The sequence below is a fragment of the Pseudoalteromonas sp. BZA4 genome (assembly GCF_040104395.1).
Classification (GTDB): Bacteria; Pseudomonadota; Gammaproteobacteria; order Enterobacterales; family Alteromonadaceae; genus Pseudoalteromonas.
In genome coordinates this window covers 149,957-176,487 of sequence record NZ_JBECOT010000002.1, presented here as the reverse complement: position 1 = coordinate 176,487, position 26,531 = coordinate 149,957, and the positions used below count along the sequence as shown (strand labels likewise).

At 41.6% G+C, this 26,531-nt stretch carries 23 protein-coding genes, 6 tRNA genes and 3 pseudogenes; 28 read left to right on the top strand and 4 right to left on the bottom strand.

Annotated features, from left to right (window positions below; translation table 11 throughout):
* Positions 1–51 precede the first annotated feature (51 nt).
* The 6 genes from ABMY41_RS01835 (at position 52) to ABMY41_RS01810 (ending at position 7,666) form a co-directional block, all read left to right on the top strand.
* A complete protein-coding gene (locus ABMY41_RS01835) occupies positions 52–2,544 on the top strand; it encodes a DNA translocase FtsK 4TM domain-containing protein (RefSeq protein ID WP_289097644.1) in 2,493 nt (830 codons plus the stop codon).
* A complete protein-coding gene (gene lolA, locus ABMY41_RS01830) occupies positions 2,544–3,170 on the top strand; it encodes an outer membrane lipoprotein chaperone LolA (protein WP_349274008.1) in 627 nt (208 codons plus the stop codon). The genes ABMY41_RS01835 and lolA overlap by 1 nt, the downstream gene beginning before the upstream one ends.
* Before the next feature lie 3 nt (positions 3,171–3,173).
* Positions 3,174–4,511 (top strand): replication-associated recombination protein A, encoded by a 1,338-nt coding sequence (locus ABMY41_RS01825; RefSeq protein WP_349274007.1) that lies wholly within the window; start codon positions 3,174–3,176, stop codon positions 4,509–4,511.
* A complete protein-coding gene (crcB, locus tag ABMY41_RS01820) occupies positions 4,504–4,890 on the top strand; it encodes a fluoride efflux transporter CrcB (protein ID WP_082389253.1) in 387 nt (128 codons plus the stop codon). The genes ABMY41_RS01825 and crcB overlap by 8 nt, the downstream gene beginning before the upstream one ends.
* A gap of 9 nt (positions 4,891–4,899) precedes the next feature.
* Entirely contained in the window at positions 4,900–6,204 is a 1,305-nt protein-coding gene (gene serS, locus ABMY41_RS01815; protein WP_349274006.1) for a serine--tRNA ligase, read from the top strand.
* Between the two features lie 139 nt (positions 6,205–6,343).
* Positions 6,344–7,666 (top strand): AarF/ABC1/UbiB kinase family protein, encoded by a 1,323-nt coding sequence (locus tag ABMY41_RS01810; RefSeq protein WP_289097649.1) that lies wholly within the window; start codon positions 6,344–6,346, stop codon positions 7,664–7,666.
* Between the two features lie 29 nt (positions 7,667–7,695).
* Here ABMY41_RS01810 and ABMY41_RS01805 read toward each other — a convergent pair.
* Together ABMY41_RS01805 and ABMY41_RS01800 are read right to left on the bottom strand one after the other, a co-directional pair.
* Positions 7,696–7,772, bottom strand: a tRNA-Pro gene (locus ABMY41_RS01805).
* Positions 7,773–7,877: 105 nt separating this feature from the next.
* Complete coding sequence (locus ABMY41_RS01800; protein WP_062565175.1) at positions 7,878–8,495, bottom strand: arylesterase; 618 nt, start codon at positions 8,493–8,495, stop codon at positions 7,878–7,880.
* On the opposite strand from ABMY41_RS01800, the gene ABMY41_RS01795 reads away from it, so the two are divergent.
* The 19 genes and pseudogenes from ABMY41_RS01795 to ABMY41_RS01705 all read left to right on the top strand — a co-directional run.
* Positions 8,496–9,215 (top strand): ABC transporter ATP-binding protein, encoded by a 720-nt coding sequence (locus ABMY41_RS01795; RefSeq protein WP_054561283.1) that lies wholly within the window; start codon positions 8,496–8,498, stop codon positions 9,213–9,215.
* Complete coding sequence (locus ABMY41_RS01790) at positions 9,205–11,706, top strand: FtsX-like permease family protein (RefSeq protein ID WP_289097711.1); 2,502 nt, start codon at positions 9,205–9,207, stop codon at positions 11,704–11,706. Before ABMY41_RS01795 ends, ABMY41_RS01790 begins: the two co-directional genes overlap by 11 nt.
* 158 nt (positions 11,707–11,864) lie before the next feature.
* A complete protein-coding gene (gene ruvC, locus ABMY41_RS01785; protein ID WP_289097713.1) occupies positions 11,865–12,389 on the top strand; it encodes a crossover junction endodeoxyribonuclease RuvC in 525 nt (174 codons plus the stop codon).
* A gap of 1 nt (position 12,390) precedes the next feature.
* A complete protein-coding gene (ruvA, locus tag ABMY41_RS01780) occupies positions 12,391–13,011 on the top strand; it encodes a Holliday junction branch migration protein RuvA (RefSeq protein ID WP_175081791.1) in 621 nt (206 codons plus the stop codon).
* Positions 13,012–13,018: 7 nt separating this feature from the next.
* Positions 13,019–14,023: a Holliday junction branch migration DNA helicase RuvB gene (ruvB, locus tag ABMY41_RS01775; protein ID WP_054553011.1), complete on the top strand. Its 1,005-nt coding sequence runs from the start codon at positions 13,019–13,021 to the stop codon at positions 14,021–14,023.
* Between the two features lie 996 nt (positions 14,024–15,019).
* The gene (gene tolQ / locus ABMY41_RS01770) at positions 15,020–15,724 is read left to right on the top strand and encodes a protein TolQ (protein ID WP_217874263.1); all 705 of its coding nucleotides are present in this window, start codon (positions 15,020–15,022) and stop codon (positions 15,722–15,724) included.
* Positions 15,711–16,136: a protein TolR gene (tolR, locus tag ABMY41_RS01765; RefSeq protein WP_287244028.1), complete on the top strand. Its 426-nt coding sequence runs from the start codon at positions 15,711–15,713 to the stop codon at positions 16,134–16,136. Before tolQ ends, tolR begins: the two co-directional genes overlap by 14 nt.
* 1 nt (position 16,137) lies before the next feature.
* Positions 16,138–17,076, top strand: a complete 939-nt coding sequence (gene tolA / locus ABMY41_RS01760) for a cell envelope integrity protein TolA (protein WP_287244026.1) — start codon at positions 16,138–16,140, stop codon at positions 17,074–17,076.
* A gap of 9 nt (positions 17,077–17,085) precedes the next feature.
* Positions 17,086–18,444 (top strand): Tol-Pal system beta propeller repeat protein TolB, encoded by a 1,359-nt coding sequence (gene tolB, locus ABMY41_RS01755; RefSeq protein WP_289097716.1) that lies wholly within the window; start codon positions 17,086–17,088, stop codon positions 18,442–18,444.
* Between the two features lie 35 nt (positions 18,445–18,479).
* Positions 18,480–19,019 (top strand): peptidoglycan-associated lipoprotein Pal, encoded by a 540-nt coding sequence (pal, locus tag ABMY41_RS01750; protein WP_130051703.1) that lies wholly within the window; start codon positions 18,480–18,482, stop codon positions 19,017–19,019.
* Between the two features lie 12 nt (positions 19,020–19,031).
* Positions 19,032–19,793, top strand: coding sequence for a tol-pal system protein YbgF (gene ybgF / locus ABMY41_RS01745; RefSeq protein ID WP_289097720.1), 762 nt, complete (start codon positions 19,032–19,034; stop codon positions 19,791–19,793).
* 168 nt (positions 19,794–19,961) lie between these two features.
* Positions 19,962–20,037 (top strand) — tRNA-Lys (locus tag ABMY41_RS01740).
* Between the two features lie 63 nt (positions 20,038–20,100).
* Positions 20,101–20,176: transfer RNA gene (locus ABMY41_RS01735), tRNA-Lys, on the top strand.
* Between the two features lie 56 nt (positions 20,177–20,232).
* Positions 20,233–20,308, top strand: a tRNA-Lys gene (locus ABMY41_RS01730).
* A gap of 51 nt (positions 20,309–20,359) precedes the next feature.
* Positions 20,360–20,435 (top strand) — tRNA-Lys (locus ABMY41_RS01725).
* A 129-nt stretch (positions 20,436–20,564) separates the two neighbouring features.
* The gene (gene nadA / locus ABMY41_RS01720; RefSeq protein WP_054561293.1) at positions 20,565–21,605 is read left to right on the top strand and encodes a quinolinate synthase NadA; all 1,041 of its coding nucleotides are present in this window, start codon (positions 20,565–20,567) and stop codon (positions 21,603–21,605) included.
* A 148-nt stretch (positions 21,606–21,753) separates the two neighbouring features.
* Positions 21,754–21,841 (top strand) — tRNA-Ser (locus ABMY41_RS01715).
* Positions 21,842–22,430: 589 nt separating this feature from the next.
* Positions 22,431–23,258, top strand: coding sequence for a hypothetical protein (locus ABMY41_RS01710; protein WP_289098743.1), 828 nt, complete (start codon positions 22,431–22,433; stop codon positions 23,256–23,258).
* A gap of 104 nt (positions 23,259–23,362) precedes the next feature.
* Positions 23,363–23,584, top strand: a pseudogene (locus ABMY41_RS01705) (AraC family transcriptional regulator); the annotation flags it as partial.
* 27 nt (positions 23,585–23,611) lie between these two features.
* On the opposite strand, the gene ABMY41_RS01700 reads toward ABMY41_RS01705, so the two are convergent.
* Positions 23,612–24,010 (bottom strand): DUF2750 domain-containing protein, encoded by a 399-nt coding sequence (locus ABMY41_RS01700; protein WP_054561299.1) that lies wholly within the window; start codon positions 24,008–24,010, stop codon positions 23,612–23,614.
* 85 nt (positions 24,011–24,095) lie between these two features.
* Entirely contained in the window at positions 24,096–24,677 is a 582-nt protein-coding gene (locus ABMY41_RS01695) for a TetR/AcrR family transcriptional regulator (protein WP_062565206.1), read from the bottom strand.
* Between the two features lie 121 nt (positions 24,678–24,798).
* Between ABMY41_RS01695 and ABMY41_RS01690 the strand changes: the two genes are divergently transcribed.
* The 3 genes and pseudogenes from ABMY41_RS01690 to ABMY41_RS01680 all read left to right on the top strand — a co-directional run.
* Positions 24,799–25,842 carry an alkene reductase gene (locus ABMY41_RS01690; RefSeq protein ID WP_289098746.1) on the top strand — a complete coding sequence of 348 codons (1,044 nt, stop codon included), beginning with the start codon at positions 24,799–24,801 and terminating at the stop codon, positions 25,840–25,842.
* A 52-nt stretch (positions 25,843–25,894) separates the two neighbouring features.
* Positions 25,895–26,001 (top strand): annotated as a pseudogene (locus ABMY41_RS01685) (alkaline phosphatase family protein); the annotation flags it as partial.
* A 268-nt stretch (positions 26,002–26,269) separates the two neighbouring features.
* Positions 26,270–26,482: pseudogene (locus tag ABMY41_RS01680) on the top strand (alkaline phosphatase family protein); the annotation flags it as partial.
* Positions 26,483–26,531: the final 49 nt, after the last annotated feature.

Sequence of the window (26,531 nt, the reverse complement as noted above, 5' to 3'; positions counted from 1 at the left end):
AGGTATTTCACTGCTAATCGATCAGTAAAGAATAATAAGGAATAGGGAGCTATGCGCCTAAATGGTGTTCAAAGACTGTTAGAAACGGGGCTAATCATCAGCACCTTTGCTGCAGTATTTATTTTATGTGCATTAATCAGTTTTGATCCTGCGGACCCTTCATGGTCGCAAACCGGTGAATTTGTTAATGTTAAGAATATTACCGGCACAGCGGGAGCTTGGGTTGCAGATATCCTATTACTCACTTTTGGCTGGCTTGCTTATTTAGTGCCTGTTGCTATTCAATTGTTCGGTTATTTATTATTTAAACAACCACACCGTATTTTCCAGCTTGATTACACCACGCTTGCCTTACGTGTTATTGGCTTTGCGCTGTTTATTACTTCAGCGACCGCCATTAGCAGCATTAATTTTGATGATATTTATAACTTTTCATCTGGTGGGGTAGTGGGGGATGTTATTGCTACAGCAATGATGCCTACCTTTAATTTTACCGGCACCTCAATTTTATTACTGTGTTTTTTCTTTGCTGGTTTAACCCTATTAACCGGTATTTCGTGGGTGCAATTTGTCGATTTTGTCGGCAAGTGGGTAATGAAAGCATTCTACTTTTTACGTGAGCAATTTTCTGCTTGGTTACATCGTGAAAAAGAAGCTGTTAAAGATATCGCCACTACAGAGCCAGACGCTAACTTTGTAGAGCCAGAAAACGAGCCTGCTATTAACTTTAATGATGCAGATGAAGAAGAACCAAAGCCTACTAAGCCTAAGCAAAAGCCTGCTGAAAAAGCCGATGATGACTTTAAAGGCTTTGATGAACTAGACGATATTCTTGACCAAGAAATTGGTTTTAGTGCCCTTGATGATGAATCATTCGATACCGTATCGGCACTGAATGCGCTTGATCAGAGCCCAGTCGTTGAGCCAGAAAAACCTGTTACAACGGTTGTTTCGCCTGCGCGCCCAATGCCTAAGCCGAAACCTGCGTATCAGCCACCACCAACGGCAAAGGAAAAGTTTGAAGCACTGCTTGAAGAGCAGCCGCCTACAAACCCGTTACCATCACTTGATTTATTAGACCGCCCAGATAAAGCGAAAAACCCATTATCGCAAGAAGAGCTTGATGGTATTTCGCGTTTAGTTGAAACCAAATTACTTGATTTTAACATTCAAGCTGCAGTTGTGGGTGTGTACCCAGGTCCGGTTGTAACGCGCTTTGAGCTTGATTTAGCGCCGGGTATTAAAGTAGCTAAAATCACTGGCCTAGCGAAAGATTTAGCACGTTCACTGTCTGCGGTGAGTGTTCGTGTGGTAGAAGTTATTCCGGGTAAAACCTATGTTGGTTTAGAGCTGCCAAACAAACACCGTGAAATAGTGCGTTTAAGTGAAGTTATTAACGCGCCTAAGTTTGAATCAAACCCATCACCACTGACTATGGTATTAGGTAAAGACATTGCTGGCGAGCCGGTATGCGCTGACCTTGGCAAAATGCCACATTTACTTGTTGCGGGTACCACAGGTTCAGGTAAGTCAGTGGGCGTTAATGTAATGATATTAAGCTTACTGTACAAATCGGGCCCTGATGATGTTCGTATGATCATGATCGACCCGAAAATGCTTGAACTTTCTGTGTACGAAGGCATCCCACATTTATTATGTGAAGTTGTTACCGACATGAAAGAAGCAGCCAATGCATTGCGTTGGTGTGTAGGTGAAATGGAACGTCGTTATAAGCTTATGTCTGCACTTGGTGTGCGTAATTTAAAAGGTTACAACCAAAAAGTGTTGGATGCCAAAGAAGCGGGTCAACCGATTCTAGATCCACTGTTTAAAGACACCGACGGCATGGCCGATGGCCCTGAAGAGCTAGATAAACTACCAAGTATTGTGGTGGTCATTGACGAATTTGCCGACATGATGATGATCGTGGGTAAAAAAGTGGAAGAGTTGATTGCACGTATCGCGCAAAAAGCCCGTGCTGCAGGTATTCACTTAGTGCTAGCAACACAACGCCCATCGGTTGACGTAATTACAGGTTTGATTAAAGCGAATATTCCAACCCGTATGGCGTTCCAAGTTTCAAGTAAAATTGACTCGCGTACCATTTTAGATCAGCAAGGCGCTGAAAACTTACTTGGTATGGGTGACATGCTTTACTTACCGCCGGGTACCAGTGTACCAGTGCGTGTGCATGGCGCGTTTGTTGACGACCACGAAGTTCATGCGGTTGTAGACGATTGGAAAAAACGTGGCAAACCAAATTATATTGATGAAATTTTAAGTGGCGATGCCACAGAAGAAATTTTACTACCAGGAGAAACCAGTGAAGACGGTGATGAAGAGTCAGATCCGCTTTACGATGAAGCAGTATCATTTGTAATTGAAACCGGCAAAGTGTCGGTATCGAGTGTACAGCGTAAGCTTCGTGTAGGTTATAACCGCGCAGCACGCTTAGTTGAACAAATGGAAACATCAGGCATTGTTAGCGCACCAGGACATAACGGTGCCCGCGAAGTCTTAGTGCCAAATGGTGGAGCAAATTAATGAAAAAAATTAAATACCTAGCCCTAATTATGGGTTGTTTATTAAGCGGTCAAAGTTTTGCAGACGACAGCGAAGCGCTACAACAACAACTGGCTGCGATTAAAAGTTTTAAAGCAGAGTTTTCACAGCAGGTTACCGATTCGCAAGGCGAAGCTATCATGCAAGGTGAGGGGAATATTGCCCTTCAGCAACCTATGATGATCCGCTGGCAGCAACAAAGCCCAGACGATACTTTATTTGTATCAAATGGCGACAAAACGTATTACTTCGACAGCTTTGCAGAGCAAGTAACGATTATGAATACTCACAGCCTGATTGATTCAACACCGTTTGTATTGTTGACCTCAAAAGATCCAGAGCAGTGGGCTAAATACCAAGTTGTGGCAACTGATGCAGGTTTTAGCGTCACGCCAAACAAAGGCGTTGAGAGCCAAGTTGAAAAGTTAGACATTAGCTTTAACGCTCAAGAGCAAGGTCTAGCATCTCTGACAGTACTAGATACCTCTGGTCAGCAGTCTTTATTTACCTTTAAAGATGCTAAAGTAAACGAAGTACTTGCAACTCAAACCTTTGAATTTACTATTCCAGAAGGCGTTGAAGTTGACGACCAAAGCCAAGGTGATTAAGGCTTGAGTAATCTCGGATTTAATTTTGGTCCTGATGTGCGCCCACTTGCGGCGCGCATGCGACCAGGAACACTCAATGACTACATAGGTCAGCAGCACCTTTTAAGCCCCGATAAACCTCTTTACCAAGCGATTCTTGCAGGTCGATGCCACAGCCTCATTTTGTGGGGGCCGCCAGGCGTTGGTAAAACCACGTTAGCGCAGATTATTGCAAATCATGCCGATGCCAGCCTTATTCAAATGTCGGCAGTCACAGCGGGTGTGAAGGATATTCGTGAGGCCGTAAGCGAAGCAAAAGCAAATCTTGCAGGGCGTGGGCAGCGCACCTTATTGTTTGTTGACGAAGTACACCGTTTTAATAAATCTCAGCAAGATGCATTTTTGCCACATATTGAAGATGGTACTTTTATTTTTGTTGGCGCGACCACCGAAAACCCATCATTTGCACTTAATAACGCGATACTGTCTCGTGCCCGTGTATATGTATTAAAAGCACTTGAGCAAGCCGATTTATTCAACGTAATTGAGCGCGCCTTACGTGAAGACGTAGAGCTCCGCCAAAAACACATTGAAATTGCCGAAAACGCTAAGCAAGCCCTTTGCCAAGCAAGTGATGGCGATGCGCGTAAAGTGCTTAACCTGTTAGAACAAGCGGTTGATTTAACCACGGAGCAGCAGGGCAGATACCTTGTTGACCAACATGTTTTAAGCCAAGTTTTACCAACTCACTTAGCCAAGTACGACAAAGGCGGTGATGAGTTTTACGACTTGATTTCAGCGTTTCATAAGTCAGTACGAGGTAGTTCACCTGATGGCGCCTTATATTGGTACTGCCGTATTTTAGCCGGTGGCGGCGACCCACTTTATGTTGCAAGGCGCTTATTAGCGATTGCTACAGAAGATATTGGCAATGCCGACCCGCGAGCAATGGAAGTCGCACTCAATGCGTGGGATATTTTTCAACGTGTTGGCCCAAGTGAAGGTGAGCGCGCTATTGCACAAGCCACCATTTATTTAGCCAGTGCCCCGAAAAGTAATGCCGTGTATATGGCATTTAATCAAGCAATGCAAGATGCTAAAAATGAGCCGAGCCATCCGGTGCCAGAGCATTTACGCAATGCACCAACTAGCTTAATGAAAGACTTAGGTTATGGCGCTGAATATCGGTATGCACATAATGAGGAAGGTGCGTTTGCAGCAGGCGAAAAGTATTTTCCTGAGGCAATTAATGATCGCCAGTATTACTTCCCAACCGATCGTGGGCTTGAACAAAAAATAAAACAAAAGCTGGACTATTTAACTCAGCGCAACGAGCAAAGTGATATTAAACGTTATGAATAGTTTGAAACTTTACATGATGATTGCAATGGGGGGCGCTTCAGGGGCGTGTTTACGCTATTTTCTTAGCGAAACCATGCTAAAACTGCTCGGTAGGGGATTCCCTTTTGGCACGTTGACAGTTAATATTCTTGGTTCATTGTTAATGGGCATTTTATACGGCTTGATTGAAAAAGAAATAATCGCTGTTAGCCCCGCTAAAACCTTAATTGGTATTGGCTTTTTAGGTGCATTGACCACCTTTTCAACATTCTCAATGGATTCGTTGTTGCTCTTGCAACAAGGTCACTTTTTTAAAATGGCCCTCAATATCACCTTAAACGTGGTGGTGTGTATATTTATGGCTTGGCTGGGCCTTCAGCTGGTAATGCAAAAAGGTTAAAAATCAAACATGTTAGATTCTAAATATTTACGTCAAGATATCGAACAAGCGGCTGCACGTTTAGCATCACGCGGTTACGAACTTGATATTGCAGCGGTAACTGCACTTGAAGAAAAACGCAAAACATTACAAGTACAAACGCAAGAACTTCAAAGCGAGCGTAATGCAAGTTCCAAAGCTATCGGCCAAGCAAAAGCGAAAGGCGAGCACGAAAAAGCACAACAGCTGCTTGATTCAGTCAGTAACCTTGGTGATCAACTAGACAGCGTTAAAGCTGAGCAAGACGCAGTACTTGAAGAGCTTAAGCAAATTGCACTTGCTATTCCAAACCTACCTGATGAGTCTGTTCCTGTAGGTGAAGACGAAGATCAAAACGTTGAAATTTCAACCTGGGGTACGCCTAAGTCATACGACTTTGAAGTAAAAGATCACGTTGATGTTGGTCAAGACGTAAACGGCCTAGACTTTGAAATGGGCGTTAAAATCAGTGGCGCACGTTTTACTGTTATGCGTGGTCAAGTTGCACGTATGCACCGTGCTCTTACGCAGTTCATGCTTGATACGCACACAGAGCAAAACGGCTATACAGAAATGTATGTGCCTTACCTTGTTAATAGCGCAAGCTTATACGGTACTAGCCAATTACCTAAGTTTGCTGGTGACTTATTCCACACTTTAGGTTTAGTGGATGACGACGGTCAGCAACAACCAGGTTTTAGCTTAATTCCTACTGCTGAAGTACCACTTACGAACAGTGCTCGTGACGAAATTTACGACGAAAGCGACTTACCAATTCGTTTAACAGCACATACACCTTGTTTCCGTAGTGAAGCAGGTAGCTATGGCCGTGATACACGTGGTCTTATTCGTCAGCACCAATTCGACAAAGTTGAATTAGTACAATTAGTAAAACCAGAAGATTCAATGCAAGCGCTAGAAGAGCTAACAGGTCACGCTGAGCAAATCTTACAAGCATTAGAACTTCCATACCGTAAAGTGATTTTATGTACGGGTGATATGGGCTTTGGTGCAGCAAAAACTTACGATTTAGAAGTATGGTTACCTGCACAAAACACCTATCGTGAAATTTCATCATGTTCAAACATGGTTGATTTCCAAGCTCGTCGTATGCAAGCGCGTTTCCGTCGTCAAGGCGAGAAAAAGCCAGAGCTACTTCATACACTAAATGGTTCAGGTTTAGCGGTTGGTCGTACTCTTGTAGCAATCTTAGAGAACTACCAACAAGCTGACGGCTCGATTGTTGTACCAGAAGTATTACGCCCTTACATGGGTGGCTTAGAAGTTATTAAATAATTTTAATGCTATTCACTTTAAAGGCCGCATCGGGAATCCATGCGGCCTTTTTGTTGTCTAAAATCTATTAAAAACAAAAGTGGATCTAAAGCTGAACAACCAACGTATCCAAAGCATTAAGTTAATAGTGTGAAGTTATATGAGTAATAAACAAAAATCTGTGCCAACATCACGATTTTCACGCGCTGCTCGGCTTGGCTCTTTAGCTGGAAAGGTCGCGGGTAATATGTTGTTTGAAGGCACAAAAGCATGGGCTACGGGCAAGCAAACATCACGACAAGAGTTATTGTTACAGCCAAAAAATATTCAGCGCTTTGCAGAGCAGCTTGCAAATTTGCGTGGAGCAGCAATGAAATTGGGGCAGCTGTTATCCATGGACAGTGGCGAATTACTTACTCCTGAGCTATCTGCAATTTTAGCAAGGCTACGCTCTGAAGCGACGCCCATGCCACAAAAGCAGCTTGTTAAAGTAATGCGAGAGCATTGGGGTGATGCGTGGCTAGAGCAATTATCGCATTTTGAACTCAGACCATTTGCTGCGGCATCAATAGGGCAAGTGCATATTGCTTATCGAGAATCGGGAGAAAAGTTAGCAGTTAAAGTGCAATACCCAGGTATTGCAAAAGGCATTGCCAGTGATGTTGATAACTTAGCTTACCTTCTGAAGCTCAGTGGTTTGCTACCCAAAGAGGTAGAAATACAGCCTCTTATCGATGAAGCAAAACAACAGCTTATTAACGAAGCTAACTACGAGTTAGAAGCTAATTATTTAAAGCGCTACAGCGAGTGTTTAAAAGGTGATGACAATTACCTTATCCCTAATGTGGTAGATTCGCTTAGTTCTTCTCAAGTTTTAGTAATGAGTTTTGTTGAAGGACAAGAGCTAGATGAACTGGCAAACACAGAGCAAGCGCTACGTAATAAAGCGGTTGAACAGTTACTCAGCCTATTTTTACGTGAATTATTTAGCTTTAAACTAGTTCAAACAGATCCAAACTTTGCTAATTATCAATATCAAATCGACAATCAACGCTTAGTACTTTTAGATTTTGGCGCTACCCGCGAACTACCTCTGCATATTAGTGATGGTTACTTACAGTTATTATCTGGAGCGATTAGTAACGACAGAGCTGGCGTTGCAACAGCAGCACAGCAAATTGGCTATTTTCAACAAGGGCTCGCTCAAGAATATATAGATAATGTCGTCGATATATTTCTTCTCGCCTGCGAACCACTGCGCCACCAAGGTGAGTATGACTTTGCAAATAGCGACTTACCAAAACGCATTAAAGAACTCGGCCTTAAAATGAGCACCGCCTCAGAGCATTGGCATGCACCACCAGTAGATGCCTTATTCGTACACAGAAAACTAGCAGGCCTGTTTTTAATCGCTGCAAAGCTAAGTGCAAAAGTGAATGTGAACAGTATTTTTAAGGAGTTTGAAGTACAGAGTGATAAATAATTGAAAGGGAGTTTGGGGTAGAGAAAAAATGGTCGGCATAGCAGGATTTGAACCTGCGACCCCTGACACCCCATGACAGTGCGCTACCAAGCTGCGCTATATGCCGACGTTGCAAGTCATAGTACGGCTTTTTTTATAAAAATCAATATCTCCGCTGTTCGATTGCTTGTTAATTGTTCAGGCAATCGGTATTAAATCAATGGGCTAGAGGTTAATCTAGCCAATCGTTGATCGTTTTGTACATAAAGTCGCGTATTAATGGTTGAGCATCGGCATTAGGGTGCAGGTTATCGTTTTGCATAAGTTCTGGACGGCCTGCAATGCTAAGCATGAAAAAGGGCATGAGCTCAGAATCTGTTTCATCGGCAATGGTTTTAAAGCTATCGGTGAAAAGTTTCGTATAACGCGGGCCATAGTTTGGTGGAATTTGTACTTCCATAACGGCGGTTTTCGCCCCGATTTGTTGGCTTTTTGTTATTAAATCACGTAGGTTAGCTTGTAGGCGTTTAATAGGGAAACCTCGTAAACCATCGTTTCCGCCAAGCTCAATGAGTACATGAGTGGGTTCAAATTCGCTCAGTAACGCGTCGAGTCGTCTTAGGGCTCCGCCTGTGGTTTCACCGCTAATACTGGCGTTTACTAGGTATACAGATTGGTCTTTTTCATCGTACTTATCTTGTAACAATTTAACCCAGCCTTGCTCTTGTTTAAGACCGTAAGCGGCGCTTAAACTGTCACCTAAAATTAAAATTGTGTTGTCAGCTGCTGCCGTAAGTGGTTTGATTACTAACAGTAAAACGAATATAAAACGTAGGATTGGATGCATCATATGTCAGCGCTTTCTCAATTAAACATCATTCAAGTTAAAGGACTTTCTAAAACGGTCACCACGGTTGAGGGCGACCTGACCATCCTCAGTGACATCAGCTTTAATGTCAAGTCGGGCGACTCAGTTGCTGTAGTAGGCACTTCTGGTTCGGGTAAGTCTACTTTATTAAGTTTATTAGCAGGCCTTGACCAATCAACGGGCGGCAGTATCCATTTAGACGGAGCCGCATTACACGAATTAGATGAAGAAGCACGCGCAGCACTTCGCGCTGAAAAAGTAGGTTTTGTATTTCAGTCTTTCATGCTTGTACAAAGCTTAACAGCCCTTGAAAACGTAATGCTTCCGGCAGAACTTGCGGGTAGTAAAGATGCTAAACAACAAGCCCTTGAGTTACTTGAAAAGGTAGGCTTAAGTCATCGTGTTGGCCATTACCCGTCGCAATTATCTGGTGGTGAGCAGCAACGTGTAGCAATTGCCCGTGCATTTATTGGTACACCGAAAATCTTATTTGCCGATGAACCATCAGCAAACCTTGATAGCAAAAACGGTAAGTTAATTGAGTCTCTATTATTTGAACTAAATAAAGAGCACGGCACGACACTTATTTTAGTAACCCATGATGAGCAGCTTGCACAAAAGTGTCAGCAAATTTTACATATTGAAGCAGGGCAGTTAGTTACTGTAAAAGAAAGCGAAGGAGTGCAAGCGAATGTGGGCTAAATTAGCACTAAAACTGTTTTCACGTGAGTTTAAGCGTGGCGAATTAACAGTGATCAGTGCAGCAATAGCCTTAGCTGTACTCACTGTTTTAACACTGTCTATGGTTACCGACCGCATCGGTCAAAGTATTGAAGAAAAAAGCAGTGCCTTTATTGCCGCTGATCGCGTTTTAGCAAGTAACCATGCTTTACCTGCTGAGTTTTTAGAAAAAGCCAACCAAGATAACTTACGCACCGCTAAAATAACTTACTTCGACACCATGCTATTTGCCGGTGAAGAAATGCAGCTTGGCTCGGTTAAAGCGGTATCAAATACCTATCCGTTAAAAGGTGAGTTAAAAGTAAAAACCAGCCTGACTGGCCAACCAGAAGTAACAACCGACATTCCAAGTAGTGGTGAAGTGTGGTTAAGTGAGTCTGTGTTTTATGCGCTAAACATTAAAGTGGGCGATAAAGTAGAGCTTGGCGCTGCTACGTTTACGGCTAGTCATGTTGTAGCCGAAGAGCCAGATGCACCGTTTAATGTGTTTTCAAGCAGCCAACGAATCTTAATCAATGAAGCAGACATTGCTGTAACAGAGGTAATTCAGCCCGGCAGCCGAGTGTTTTACCGCCAACTTTATGCTGGTGACAAAGACAATTTAGATGCCTTTTATGCGTGGTTAAAACCACAAATGAAAGAAAACCAACGTTGGTATGGTGTTAAAGACCGCCAGTCACCTATTTCTAATAGTTTAAATCGTGCCGAGAGCTATTTATTGTTAGCTGGTTTGCTAGGCATTATTTTAGCTGCTGTTGCTATTGCGGTATCAGCAAAACGTTATTGTGAGCGTCAGTACGACCCAGTTGCTATGATGAAAACGCTGGGCGGTAGCCGCGCGATGATCCGTAAAATCTATTTATTACATTTGAGCCTTGTATGTTCAATGTCGGTGATTGTCGGTTTACTGATTGGTTATGGTTTACAAGCGGTTGCCACGGATTATTTGGCACAAACCATGGGCTCAGCATTGCCGAGTGCATCGGCAAAGCCTTGGATCATTGCGATTAGCACGGGTGTGATTTGTGCGGTTATGTTTTCAATTAAACCGCTACTCGATTTATTTGATATTCCGCCGCTGCGTGTACTTCGCCGTAACTTAGGCGACCGTTTATTAGTAAGTAAAGTGCACCTTACTATGTCGGCGCTTACTGTGTTTTTACTGATGTGGTTATTTAGTAACAACATAAAAATTAGTGCAATTTTGTTCCTTTCGACGGCATTTTTAATTGCCGTGTTATTTGGTTTATCAAAGGTTATTTTTGGTGGTGGCCGTAAACTTGGCTTGAGTCCGGGCAACAGTTGGTCATTGGCGATTGCGTCAATTCAAAAGCGTGCCAATGTGAATGCGGTACAATTAATTAGCTTTGCTTTGGCTATCAAGCTATTACTGTTTTTAATTGTACTTAAGAACGACATGATTTCGGACTGGCAGTCTCAGCTTCCTGAAAATGCCCCTAATTCATTTTTAGTGAACATTACTGAGCAAGAGTTAGAGCCTATTACTAACTTCTTAGCGCAAAACGATATGCCAACGTCTGATTTCTATCCGGTTGTTCGTGGCCGTGTAAACGCTGTTAATGGCGAGTTGGTTGCCCGCGAAGTATCGCAAGAAGACAACGAAAAGAAAGACGAAGAAGCCCGCTCTGGTATTGGCCGTGAGTTAAACCTAACTTGGCGTAAAGACTTGCCTAACCAAAACGAGCTTATCGACGGTGCATGGTTTAGTGAAGACTCAGTAGCTGAGGCATCGGTCGAAGAGTCGATGCTTGAACGCCTTGATGTACAAATTGGCGATACGCTTACTTTCTTAATTGGTGCGCAGTCGTTTGACGCAAAAATTACCAGTGTGCGTAAGGTTAATTGGACCACGCTTAAACCTAACTTCTTTATTATTTTAAGCCCTGACGTGCTAGCGAGCTTTCCTGCTACTTATATTTCATCAGTAAATGTTAAAGCAGAGAAAAAACGTGAGTTTAATGAGCTAATGCGTCAATACCCAACGGTTAACGTGATAGATGTTGAGAGCTTTATTAAACAAATTCGCTCAACCATTGAGCAAGTATCGTTAGCGATTGGCTTTGTACTAGCGATTGTGGTTGCCTGTGGCGCTTTAGTACTTATTTCACAAGTGCAAGCAAGTTTAGGCGAGCGAATGCAAGAGATTGTTATTTTGCGGACTTTAGGTGCGAAAGGGCGCTTAATTAAAAATGCCACCTTATATGAGTTTTTACTATTAGGCGTTACCGCAGGCTTAGTGGCAGCCATAGTCAGTGACATTGCTCTGTTAATAGTGCAAAAACAAATGTTCGATCTAGCAGGTAAGTTCCATCCTCATATTTGGGTGATTGGCCCAGCAGTCGGTGGCTTATTTGTAGCATGTTTGGGCTATTTGATGATAGCGCGAACAATGCGAAAAAATACCCAAGGCTTATTACGCTCGCTCGCGTAAATGTCTTACTTAAAGGTTGGCTATAAAATGCTCGCAATTGCGGGCATTTTTTATGAATTGCGGGCATTTTTTATGAATTGCAATTGGCTACTGGTAATTTATACAGTGCTCTGGCATTATTAACCGCAGATAATAATGATAATAGACGGTTCAGTTAGTTGGCGATTATTTTAGGGATTGATCCTGGTTCACGATTAACAGGGTACGGCGTGATTGCTCACCAAGGTGCTAAGTTCACTTATTTAGGTAGTGGCTGCATTAAATTGGCTGATCACGATTTTCCGGTACGCTTAAAAATGATTTACCAAGGGATCAGTCAATTGGTAGAGCAATTCTCACCAGACAGTTTTGCTATCGAAAAAGTGTTTATGGCACACAACCCAGACTCAGCGCTTAAACTCGGTCAAGCACGTGGCGCTGCTATCGTTGGTGCTTCAATAGCAGAGCTGCCAGTTTATGAATATTCAGCTAGGCAAATTAAGCAGGCCGTTGTAGGCAATGGCGGAGCCGATAAGTCTCAAGTACAGCATATGGTTAAAAACATTTTAAAGCTGCCAGGTACCCCTCAAGCCGATGCCGCAGATGCCTTAGCAATTGCTATTTGTCATGCTCACTCAGAACAAAATTTAATAAAACTTGCGGGCAGTGCGAGCAAAACCGTAAGAGGACGATTAAGGAAGTAATATGATTGGTCGATTAAATGGCTTACTAGTAGAAAAACAGCCGCCAGAAATTCTTATTGAAGTAAGTGGTGTAGGCTACGAAGTGCAAATGCCGATGACCTGCTTTTATGATTTACCGGCAGTGGGTGAGCAAGCGGTTATTTATACCCATTTTGTGGTGCGTGAAGATGCTCAGCTATTATTTGGCTTTAACAACAAAACCGAGCGCGCTTTATTTAGAGAGCTTTTAAAAGCCAATGGTGTTGGGCCAAAACTTGGTCTAGCTATTTTATCGGGTATGTCGGCGCAGCAATTTGTAAGCTGTGTTAATAATGAAGATGCAACAACACTGGTAAAATTGCCGGGTGTTGGTAAAAAAACGGCAGAGCGTTTAGTGCTCGAAATGAAAGATAGACTCAAAGATTGGGGTAATGACTTATTTACACCATTTAGCGATAATGCCGTCATTGAGCCATCAAGTGATGATACCCTAGTGGCAAATAATGCTGCCGATGACGCTGTATCAGCACTAGTGGCATTAGGCTATAAGCTACCGCAAGCACAAAAGGCGGTTAAAACAGTGAACAAATCAGATATGACGACCGAGGTTCTAATTAAAGAAGCTCTAAAATCAATGTTGTGAGTAAACCATGATTGAAGCAGATCGCTTAATAGATGCGAGTGAACAAAGTAATGAAGACAGTGTTGATCGTGCCATACGACCAAAGCTGTTAACCGATTACACAGGCCAGCCGCATGTTAAGCAACAAATGGAAATTTTTATCGAGGCAGCTCGCCACCGTGGCGAAGCGCTGGATCATTTATTAATATTTGGTCCACCGGGTCTTGGTAAAACTACACTTGCAAACATTGTTGCCAACGAGCTTAACGTTAATATTAAAACAACGTCGGGGCCAGTACTCGAAAAAGCAGGCGATTTAGCCGCACTTTTAACGAACCTTGAAGAAGGAGATGTACTGTTTATTGACGAAATACACCGTTTGAGCCCGCAAGTCGAAGAGATTTTGTATCCCGCAATGGAAGATTATCAGCTGGATATTATGATAGGTGAGGGCCCCGCAGCGCGCTCTATAAAGCTTGATTTGCCGCCATTTACTTTAATTGGTGCAACAACGCGTGCTGGCTCACTCACCTCACCACTTAGAGACCGTTTTGGTATTGTTCAGCGATTAGAGTTTTATTCTGTTGAAGACTTATCAAAAATTGTTGCCCGCTCAGCAAGCTTTTTAGACTTAACCATGTGTGATGAAGGTGCAACCGAAATCGCCAAGCGTTCACGCGGTACACCGCGCATAGCAAACCGTTTATTACGCCGCGTTCGTGATTACACCCAAGTGAAATCAGACGGTAAAGTGAATGCCACAGTTGCAGAACAAGCCCTTGATATGATTGATGTCGATAAAAGTGGTTTTGACTACATGGATAGAAAATACTTGCTAGCTATTATTGAAAAATTTATGGGCGGCCCAGTTGGCCTTGATAACCTAGCGGCTGCAATTGGCGAAGAAAAAGAAACCATTGAAGATGTGATAGAGCCGTTTTTAATTCAACAAGGCTTTATTCAGCGTACCCCACGCGGACGACTCGTTTCAGACATTGCTTATTTACACTTTGGGCTAACGCCAGAGAAATAGCAAAACCTGAGTTAAGTGTAATATAACAGTATCAAGCAGCTCGAGAGGGCTGCTTTTTTATTGAGGTATATACATAGGTGTATAGATTTTTACCTTTTACCTTTTACCTTTTACCTTTTACCTTTTACCTTTTACCTTTTACCTTTTACCTTTTACCGCATACCGCATACCGCATACCGCATACCGCATACCGCATACCGCATACCGCATACTCTAAGCCTCATTTAACACCTGTAATTCACATACTGTTAAGATATCGATAGGTATTCTCATGACGTTTGTGTAGGCAAAAAAAAGCCCGCATAAGGATGCGGGCAAACAACAAGTTGAAGGAAGTAATTCAGGGAACTACGGTCTACCTGAATAAGGTTTTATCCCAATAAAAGTAAACCAAGAGCAATACGAAACTTCATATTGCTAAAAACGGAGCTTGATGAAAGAAACTTTCATGAGGTTGCTAGCTCGGTATAGGTAAATAATACGCGATGATGGATTTTTCTTCAAACTAGAAAAATTTTATTTTCAGATTAAAAAAACTAATGCGAGATAAAAATTGAATTGTTTTCTTTTTGTTCACTTTGTAATTATTTTGTTTTTAAGCTTCTGAATAAAAGGGTTTTTATAAATTTTGTGATCTTTATTCAGGATTAGTTTAAGTATTCTGTAGTAGATTTGCAAAAGTGCTTTTGGGTGTTTATGCGCTATTTATGAATAAACGTCGTGTTTTTGGCTGTTTTGGTTGCTTTTGAGAGCTGTTCTAGTGACTTATTATTAAGGTGAAAATATGCGTAAATGTGTTGATAAAACCTAATATGGCTAAAAAATAACTAAGCAAATTGCTTTTTACCGTTATTTGCCGCTAATTCACAGCAAGAGCGTTGTCAGTTTATAACTGACTAGATACACTAGATGTAACTTTTGGCCATGATTGTGGTCAATAAATGCAAGTGTAAAAAATATAACAAATTACATAGAAATCTATTTTAGGAGTTTAACGTGGGATCAGGGCTTAATTTTTTAGATCTTATTCTAGAAGCCAGTGTACTTGTCCAGCTAGTAATGTTGGCATTAGTCGGTATGTCGGTAATGTCATGGGCAATTATTTTTCAGCGTAAAAAAGCGATTTCTGATGCACTTAATGGCGCTAAGCGTTTTGAACAAAAGTTTTGGTCAGGTATTGATCTAAGTAAATTATATAACGAAGTATCAGCGCGTCCTGGTGGCGCATCAGGTGTTGAAGCATTATTTGTTGCTGGTTTTAAAGAGTTTGCACGTCATAAGAAAAATTCACTACAAAGTGCAAGCATTGTTATGGAAGGCACACATCGTTCAATGCGTGTTGCTTTATCGCGCGAAGTTGAGAAACTAGAATCAAGTCTTTCGTTTTTAGCAACAGTGGGCTCTATCAGTCCTTACATCGGCCTATTTGGTACGGTATGGGGTATCATGAATGCATTTATTGCATTAGGTGAAGTTAAGCAAGCAACGTTACAAATGGTAGCGCCAGGTATTGCTGAAGCATTGATTGCAACAGCAATGGGTTTATTTGCTGCAATTCCTGCCGTTATTGCTTACAACCGTTTTGCAAATAAAGTAGAAAAGCTTGAAGGTAATTACATTAACTTCATGGAAGAGTTCGCCAATATTTTACACCGCCAAGCAGCTGCACAAATAGAGGCTAAAGCGAATGTACCAGCGTAAGAAACGTCGCCCAGTAGGTGAGATAAACGTAGTTCCTTACATTGACGTAATGTTGGTACTACTTATTATATTTATGGCAACTGCGCCACTTATTACTCATGGTGTAAAAGTTGATTTGCCGAAAATGGAAGAGTCTGATCTTGTTGATACCAAAGACACACCACCTATTATTGCGTCAATTGATGCTGAAGGTAAGTACTATGTAAGTGTTGGCACAGATCCAGAAGCGCCAATGGAAGCGCTGGATGTTGCTGCGGTGATTAAACTTCAGCTACAAAAAAATCCAGATACACCTGTGATGATCAAAGGTTCGGGCAAAGTTTCTTATCAAGAAGTACTGCTGCTTATGGACTTTTTGAAAAATGCTGGTGTGCCTTCGGTGGGTCTAATGACCGAATCATTTGAGGGTTAGTATGCGTGAGTCATTAATTAAATCGCTTCTATTGCACCTCGGTATTATTGGTTTTTTAATTGGATCAGCGAACTTTCATATGCCAGCGCCTAAGGTGATGGAAGTTACATTGAATCCAGCTATTCCTGAACCAGAAAAAGCCGTTTCTGCGGTTACTGTAGACCAACAAAAGGTTGAGCAGAAAATTGCTGAGCTAAAAAAGCAAGAAGAAGCGAAAAAACAAGCCGAAGCAAAGCGTATTCGTGATCTTGAACGTCGTGCTAATGATGCACGCAAGCAACGTGAAGCTGAAGACAGACGCCTTAAAAAGCTAGAGCAGCAACGCCGCGCGAAAGAGAAAGAAAAAGCAGAAGCAGAAGCACAAGCGAAAAAAGCTCGTGAAATTCAACAAAAAGAACGAGCTAAAGCGCAACAAGCTGAAAAGCAAAAGCAAGAGGCTGAAGCCGCAGCAAAAGCAGCCGCTGAAAAACGTAAAGCTGAAGAACAAGCGTTAAAGAAAGCTGAAGAAGAGCGCAAGCGTAAAGCTGCCGAAGCAGAAGCTGAACGTAAACGTAAAGAAGCTGAAGCAGAGCGTAAACGTCAGCAAGCATTGCAAGAGCAAATGTTGCAAGAGCAGTTAGCTGCTGAGCAAGCTGCACGTAATAAAATTCGCCAGCAACAGGTTGTAAGTGAAGTTGATAAATATAAAGCGTTAATTATGGCGCGTATTCAACAAACTTTACTTATAGATGAAAAAATGAAGAATAAGCAATGTCGCGTTAATATTCGCCTTGGCTTTAATGGTTTAGTAACGCAAGTAAAATCATTAGGTGGTGATAAATTAGTGTGTGAAGCTGCTCTTCGAGCTGTACGTATGGCTGATACATTACCAGTTTCGCCTGATAAAGATGTATTCGAGCAACTGAAAAATATTAACTTAACAATTAAGCCAGAATTCTAAAGGAATGATATGTTCAACCAGATAAAAACAGCATGTTTTATTGTATTACTGGGCTTTCATGGCATTGCCAGTGCTGCACTAGAAATTGTTATCACTGAAGGTATTGATGGTGCGCGCCCAATAGCAGTCGTACCATTTAAATACCAGGGCGTTGGCCCAATCCCTGAAAAACTAAGCACCGTTATTGCAGCTGACTTGATGCGCAGTGGTAAGTTTAAACCTGTTGATGTGACAAATATGCCACAACTACCTGGCAAAGATGCTGATGTAGATTACGGCGCTTGGGTCAATCAAGGTGTTGAAGCAGTACTTGTTGGTCAAGTAGAGCAACAACCAGGCGGGCGTTACTTAGTAAGGTATGAACTTATTGATGTGATCCGTGGCCAAATTACAGGCGGCGAAACTCAAATGATGAGCAACGGTAAGCTAGTTAAAAGCCAAGATCATGTACTAGATGCGCGTGAAAGTGTTATTTCTGAAAATGGTTTTCGCCGTTATGCGCACCGTATTAGTGATGTAGTTTATGAAGCACTTACTGGTGAAAAGGGCGCATTTTTAACGAAAATTGCTTATGTCATCGTTCGTGACGGTGAACCTAAGCCATATCAATTAGTTGTTGCTGATTATGACGGTTATAACGAACAAGTGTTACTTCGCTCTAAAGAGCCATTAATGTCACCGGCTTGGTCTCCAGATGGTACTAAGCTTGCGTATGTTACTTTTGAAAACCGCCAAAGCCAAATATACATGCAAGACTTATATACGGGTAAACGTGAATTAATCACAAGCCACCCTGGTATTAATGGTGCACCGCAGTTCTCGCCTGATGGTAAAAAGTTATTATTAGTGCTTTCTAAAGACCGTAATGGTGCAACAGAAGTTTACCTTTTAGACCTTGCAACTCGCAAAGAAAAGCGTTTAACAAATCACCGTAGTATCGATACTGAGCCTTCTTGGCACCCAAATGGGCAAGATATTGTGTTTACGTCTGAAAGGGGTGGTAATGCCCAGATTTATAAGTTAAATTTGCAAACTGGTAGATCAAAACGTATGACGTTTGATGGTGATATGAATTTAGCAGGTTCGATTTCACCTGACGGAAAAGAATTAGTGATGGTGAATCGTACTAACGGTCAATACCATCTTGCTAAAAAAGAGCTAGCTACAGGCGCGTTCCAAGTATTAACTAGAACTCGCTTAGATGAATCGCCGAGTATTGCCCCAAATGGCTCGATGATTATCTACAGCACGCTTCATAATAATAAACAGGTGTTGGCGTTAGTTTCTATGGACGGTCGCTTTAAAGCACGCTTACCTGTGCTAGATGGACAAGTTAAGGCACCGGCTTGGTCGCCTTATTTACAGTAATTTTTACTGGTTTACTCAATATAGGAATCAATTAAATGCAACTTAATAAAACTTTAAAAGGCCTGCTTATTGCTGTGCCAGTGATGACATTAGCGGCGTGTAGCTCTTCTTCAGGTGTTGACGAAGGTGCTGCAAACCAATCTAACCAAGGTATGGTTGAGCAATCAAACACTGATACTGTTGAAGTTGCAACGCTTACTCCAGAGCAACAAGCTGAAGAAGCACTTCGTGAAAAATACGAAGCGTTACGTCAAGAACAAATCATTTACTTTGGTTTTGATAATGCAAAAATCCAAAGCAAATATGCTGAGCTTTTACAAGCACACGCTGAGTTTTTAGTACAAAACCCTTCAGTGAAAGTACTAATCGAAGGTCACGCAGACGAGCGCGGTACGCCTGAGTACAACATCGCACTAGGTGAGCACCGTGGTCAAGCAGTAGAAAAATACCTACAAAGTTTAGGTGTTTCTGCTAGCCAAATGTCAGTAGTGAGCTATGGTGAAGAGAAGCCAATGGTTAAGTCTCGCACTGAAGAAGCGTTCGCGAAGAACCGTCGCGCAGTATTAGTTTACTAATAAAGAGTCATTATGAAGCCGAAAATTATTTTGGCAGCAATGATCTTAAGCGGGAGCACCCAGTTATGGGCTGCTCCCGCTCCTGTTTCAGAAGCTGCAAGCTCGCAATCGAGCATTGAGAAGCGTTTAGTCGCTTTAGAAAACATGATGAAGTCACGTAATTTATTGCAAGCTGAGCTTCAGCAGCAGCTTAATATTTTACAAGACGAAGTGAGCCAAGTACGTGGTATTACTGAAGAGCAAAGCTATAAGCTTGAAAAAGTATTACAACGTCAGCGTGAGCTTTATCAAGAGATTGAGAACCGTGTAAGCCAAGCTTATAGCCAGCCTGCTCCAACACAAACTCAACCTACTAACACTTATACGGATGTGGGTGCATCACAGGCAATCAGTTCAGACTTATCTGAAAACGAAGCCTATGAGCGTGCTGTAGCGTTAATCATGAAAGATAAACGTTATGAGCAAGCAATTCCTGAGTTCCAAACATTCTTAACTACTTATCCTAATTCAGTGTATGCATCTAATGCGCATTATTGGTTAGGCCAGCTGTTAACAATCCAAAACGATCAAGCTGGTGCAACTGAGCACTTTAAAGTTGTTGTGAATGAATACCCTAATTCTAATAAGCGCCCAGATGCGATGTTAAAGTTAGGGAACTTATTAGCGGATCAAGGTTTAGGCGAGCAAGCCCTTAAAACCTTTAATGATTTAATTAATCAGTACCCAAGTACTACCGCTGCTAAATTAGCCACAGAACGTCTGTCGCAAATGTAGATTTGACCTGATTAGACTGCTTTTTGACATAAGCGGTCTAAAATTAGGCAACTAGACATAAAAACTTAAAAAAAGAGATATTTTCTGTTGCACTCAGCATTTAAATAAGTATTATAAGCGCCCGCAGCAGGCGATTGGTAACAACAGCCAAAATGCGGAAAAAAGAGCGGGTCATTAGCTCAGTTGGTAGAGCAGTGGACTTTTAATCCATTGGTCGATGGTTCAAGTCCATCATGACCCACCATTCTCTTAGAATGGTAATCTTTAATCGACGGATTTACGTATAGCTTTTATAAGCAATTAGAGCGGGTCATTAGCTCAGTTGGTAGAGCAGTGGACTTTTAATCCATTGGTCGATGGTTCAAGTCCATCATGACCCACCATTCTTTGAATGGTTCTATATCGGCGGATTTACGCAGCTTATTTTAAGCATCAGAGCGGGTCATTAGCTCAGTTGGTAGAGCAGTGGACTTTTAATCCATTGGTCGATGGTTCGAGTCCATCATGACCCACCATTTTTCGAATGGTCTTATATCGGCGGATTTACGCAATTCAACATCCAGAGCGGGTCATTAGCTCAGTTGGTAGAGCAGTGGACTTTTAATCCATTGGTCGATGGTTCAAGTCCATCATGACCCACCATTGCTGATTTATCTTTTCTTTCTAAGTTATCCTTTATTTATCTTAACAGCTCACAGCAATACTGTTCTTTAGCTTAAGATTCTCGTATAATTCGCGCCATGAATGCACTGTGGACTAAGTGGTCGAGAAATGAGTCTAGCTGAACAAATTATGCCTGAAGATTATATCTTCCCTCCAAAGCCAGCTCCGTTATCAAAAGACGAGCAAGCCGAGTATAAGGCACGTATCAAACAATTATTAAAAGACAAGAACGCGGTTCTTGTTGCCCATTATTACACTGATCCTGAAATTCAAGCACTAGCTGAAGAAACAGGCGGTTGTGTTGCTGACTCGCTAGAAATGGCGCGTTTTGGCGCTAAGCACGACGCAGATGTAATTGTGGTAGCCGGTGTTCGCTTTATGGGCGAAACAGCAAAAATCCTAACGCCAAATAAAACAGTTGTTATGCCAACGCTTGCTGCAACGTGTTCATTAGACGTAGGTTGCCCAATTGAAGAATTCTCAGCGTTTTGTGATCAGCACCCTGATCGCAAGGTAGTAGTGTATGCAAATACATCAACAGCAGTTAAAGCGCGTGCAGATTGGATTGTTACTTCTTCATGTGCCCTAGAGATCGTTGAGCACCTTGATGAGCAAGGCGAAAAAATCATTTGGGGTCCAGATAAACACTTAGGTTCTTACATTCAAAAGAACACAGGTGCAGACATGATCATGTGGAATGGCGCCTGTATCGTTCATGACGAGTTTAAAACCAAAGCACTTAAGGATATGAAAGCCTTACACCCAGATGCGGCTGTATTGGTACACCCAGAGTCTCCTGCGGAGATTGTAGCCTTAGCTGATGCGGTTGGCTCAACAAGCCAACTAATCAAAGCAGCGCAAACAATGGACAACAAAAAGTTCATCGTAGCGACTGACCGTGGCATTTTCTACAAAATGCAGCAGTTATGCCCAGAGAAAGAATTCTTTGAAGCCCCAACAGCGGGTGAAGGCGCAACATGTAAAAGCTGCGCACATTGCCCGTGGATGGCAATGAATGGCTTAAAAGCGATTGAAGAAGCACTGACAGACCCAGAAGGTAAAGAAGTGTTTGTTGATATGGACTTACGCGAAGGCGCATTAAAGTCGCTTAACCGTATGTTAGATTTTTCAGCAACGCTTCAGCGTTAAGAACGAATTGACTATATACAAAAGGCAAGGTGTTTACCTTGCCTTTTTTGTTTGATTACTAATCACTTAACTGCACTATTTTAAAAAGCCCTTGCGTCTGTAGGGTTGTTTTCATACTATAACGCCGCGCTAAACTCTAAGCGCCTTAGGTGACGTGTCCGAGTGGCTGAAGGAGCACGCCTGGAAAGTGTGTATACGGCAACGTATCGAGAGTTCGAATCTCTCCGTCACCGCCATTTCTTAAATTTACCCTACCATAGCAAAGTGCTTTTCAAGATTACATTTGGCGCGCATGGCTATGTGGCTACTGACTTTCCTAGCAAGTTCTATTACTAATAATTCAAGCTGTTCACGGCTATAACCAAGTAATGTGCTAGTTTACTCATTTGCGTTTTTGTATTCGAAGAAAGAGATATGAGTACACTACCAAAGCGCGATTTTTTATTTCACTATCTTACTCTATCGCAACACAAAACCTTACTTATGGAGCTGATGAAATTACTGACCGAGATTTATTTTTTACCCTTAATTAAATTTTTTAGGGTGCTTTCATGTCATTAATTTATCGTTTAATCCGTTGTTTAGTTCGTTATTGGTAAGTAAGGAATTTGTAAGATTTTGCATGCTGATATATGAATTGAACTTTTAAAAACACTGTCTCAATAATGGTAACAGCTTGATTTGTAATCAATTAGTTCGTTTTACCACCAATTGATGGCTTTTATTTAAATTATCATGATTTTTTATTGATTTTAGGTTTGAATTTTGGAAAATCGACCAGCCCTTGTAAGGCATGGATAAAAAATAATAATTATTGGAGTTAAAATGAAATTAAAATTTGGTGTTGTCGCTGGTTGTTTAGCTTTAGCGTCATTATCTGGTTGTAAATCAACTGAACAAAAGATGGCGGACTCTGCTTTACTGTCGAATTGTAACTTAGTAACTTTTACAAATTATGAAGACATGGAAAGTGCACACCCAAACAAAATTCCGAATTTATCTACTGAGTATACATATTGGAAAGGTTCCTCATTACTTCCTTTTGGTTCTAGAGATGCTGCAATTGAAGAGGCTACCATTAATGTATGTAAAAATGGCGGTAAATTCGCATTAGTCAATAGAGATAAGGAGACCACTTATTCTGCACAAGAAAGATTAGTTGGTGGTGTTTATCATGAGTACTTTTTGATGCCATATGACTATATTGAAGTAAATGAGGTGAATCTTATATCTCAATTGGATGCTTGGGCATTAACAAATAATTCTAAGTTTGGGGAAGCGCATAGGAAAAGGCTTTTTGCGTTAGCAAAAGAAAATACACAGTTTACTAGTGTTACACCTATCATTGAAAAATATATTAAAAATGCTAAAGATTTCTCAAAGTCTTCATACACGACACCTTTAGGTAATTCTATTCGTTATAAAAAGTACGAAGAGCTTTATGATAACCTTGTAGAAGTTTATGTCGCTCACAATGTTGAAAAGGCGCCACTGAAATTAGAGAATTGGGTTAAGTACCATCCTGTTCCGGTAGTTAAATATATGTCTTATAAGTATTTAATTAAATTAGATGAAATGCCTGTAGTTGAAAGTTTATTAGCTGTTGAAAGCAATAAAAATCTTAAGAAAGAAGTAGGTAAATTACTTATTTAGATTTTTGCATCTTTTATTGAAAAGAGCCTAGGTTTGGCTCTTTTTTTGTTTCTAATCTAACTAAATTACCAATTTCAGATAAGTAGCTATCATCTTTCAGGCTACATTTTCGTGATGTGGTAAAGATGAGCCCATTGCAATACGTAAAAAACTTACGGTTGCAGGCGGCAATGCAATTAATGCTGAATGAGCGAATTGATGTAGGCTCTGCGGCTTTAAAAGTGGGTTACGAGAGTCCATCCCAGTTTAGCCGCGAGTACACACGCTTTTTTGGCAAGCCACCGATAAAAGATATTTCGGCACTGAGGTTACAACAAATCGCATAAAAAAGGGAACGCTTGGCTCCCTTGTATTTAAAATCGTCTTTTTGGCATTCTCAGTTGTGAGTCAAACTCATCGGGGAATAAAATTGTGCCGTCGTCTTGGTCTGTTGGGAATACAGCGATGAGTAAGTCATCTTGCTCAAGGCCAGGTGTCCAGCGACTTAACCAGTCTTTTACAGGGATGGCTTTTGGGGTGCAGTCTTGCCATTCACCGGTTGCCCAGCTTTGGGCAAATTCGCGGCTAGGCCATACAGGCACGCAGTCGTCGTCTTCGTTTGAGAGCATGACGCAGCCATGTTCATCATTGAGGATCCACACTTGTTTAAACTCTTGAACCGTTTCAAACATATAAGCGAGTCGTTTCTTAGCGCCTAAGGCGAGTACAGCATCAAATTCAGTTTCAACACGTTTAGCAGTTGCATTATTCATGACAGGCTCACTCTTTTAGTTATACACAGCTACACCTTAATCATAAGGTGATAAATTAATATGACAAGTAAAGTTAATAGCTAAATTAATTTACTAATGCAGCAAATAGATCGTCAGCAAGTTGTTGCAGAGATTTAGGGTCTTGATTTGTCAGCGCATAGGTACGAATACCGTATATGCCCATCACTAAAAAGCGCGCCAACTGTTGCGCTGACTTGCTACTTACAAATTCGTTGTTATCTAGCGCTTTTTGAAGTTGTTCGGCGAGGGCATGCTCATAAGCGTTTAAGTTACCACGCAGCACAGTGCAAATTTGTGGGTCGTTGCCTTCAACCTCAGAAATACTCTTTGTAAGCAAGCACACTTTAGCTACTTCACCTTCAATACATTCATCAACAATTACAGTTAAGTAATGTTTGAGGGTCGATAAAATTGATTGTTGGTCATTAAAAAGGGCGGTAAATTGTTGGTTTCTATCTTTTTGATACTGCTCGGTAGCGGCTAAAAACAAGCCTTTTTTGTTGCCATAAGCCGCGTAAATAGAACCCGGGTGAAGGTGAGTTACTTCTTTTAATTTTTGCATACTGGTCTTCGCATAGCCATATTGCATAAAAGCATGCATGGCTTGGCGTAGTACAAATTCAGTATCAAATTCAGCAGTTCTCATTAAAGCTCCTCACGGTATATAAACGAAGTTTACGTAATCTTGAACGGTTATTCAAAATAAACCTTGAAGTGTGTATGTTTCGCCCTTATCTTGAATGTATGTTCAAGATAAGGATAAAACCATGACAACCGATTTACTTTCTCCGTTTAAATTAAACGACAGCATAGAGCTGCAAAACCGAGTACTAATGGCACCACTTACGCGCTGTATGAGCGACGATAACCTAGTACCAACCCAAGCGATGGTTGATTATTATGCACGCCGTGCTGATGCGGGCTTAATTATTAGTGAAGCAACGATTATCCGCCCAGATGCCCAAGGTTATCCAAATACGCCGGGTTTATTTACTAGTGAACAAATACAAGGTTGGAAGAAAGTGACCGATGCTGTGCACGCCAAAGGCGGCAAAATGTTTGCTCAGCTTTGGCATGTAGGTCGTGTTGCTCATCCTCACTTTTTTGGTAGTGATGTACTGGCACCATCAGCAATTGGTATTGAAGGTTCGGTACCAAGAATGCGTGAATTAACTTACGTTACTCCAAAAGCGGCAACCATTGAAGACATTCAAGGTCTAATTGCTGACTACGCAAAAGCGGCGGAAAACGCAATTGAAGCGGGTTTTGACGGGGTTGAAATTCATGGTGCAAATGGTTACTTAATTGATCAATTCTTACACTTTGCTGCCAACCAACGTGAAGATCAATACGGTCAAACACCAGAAAACATGTCGCGTTTTGCTCTTGAAGTCGTTGATGCAGTAGTGGCTGCAATTGGTGCAGATAAAACTGCATTACGTTTATCGCCAGGGGCGTATTTTAATATGACCGAAAGTGACGGTGATAAGGCGGTATTTGATTATCTATTACCAGCCCTTGAAACGCGTAACCTTGCGTACTTACATGTTGGTATTTTTGATGACAGCATGCGCTTTGCAAGCTTAGGTGATATGTCAGCATCTGAATATATGCGCGGTGCGTACAAAGGTACCTTAGTCGGGGTAGGTAGCTATAGCTTTGAGACAGCTAATCAAGCTATCGATAATAACCAATTTGACTTAATTGCGATTGGTCGCCCATTCATTGCGAATCCAGATTACATCAGTAAAGTTAAAAATGGTGAAGCGTTAACACCATACAGCGACGAAATGCTGGCTGAGCTGATTTAAGCAAACCTAATAATATTGTCCAACCAACAAGCGCTCAGTTAATTTAACTGAGCGTTTATTTGCGCTTATTAAAAAGCATAAAGTAATGGTGTGATTATTGTCAGTGGCGATACCCACTGGGGTGAGCTGTCTAAGTATCAACAAAACCTAGATTATCCAGATACCCAAACCACCCCAAGATCTAGAATTCAGCGTTTCTCATGGGCTTAATATCAAGGCGTTACTTTGCAGGAATGGCATTCCCTTTTAAGAAGTAACAACGCAGAGAGTAAGTTCATGAGAAGCGCCCTACGGGTTGGTTTAAAAGCGATTTATCCAGCGTTATTGATTTTAACAAGGGAATAACCATTCTTTTCAATCAATGCCTTGCCTAAATCGCTTTTAATTCCAACTGAAACTCGAATCTTGGGGTGGTTTGGGTATACACGAGATGACTAGCTCGGGGCTTACAGAAAAGTGGAAAGATGTTAGCCCTAATAAACACCGTGTGGGTGATTACACTCATGAGGTTAACTACGGCGATTTAACAATCGATTGGCAAAAAGCAGACCCTACCATTCGTATTGCGCTTAAAGGTATCAAGGGTGATGAGATAATGCACACAGAGTTCGCGTTATCGACGATAAGCCCATACCAGTAGATATTGCCTGCTGTGCATATCTTTAACACATGCCCGCAAACATGGAATA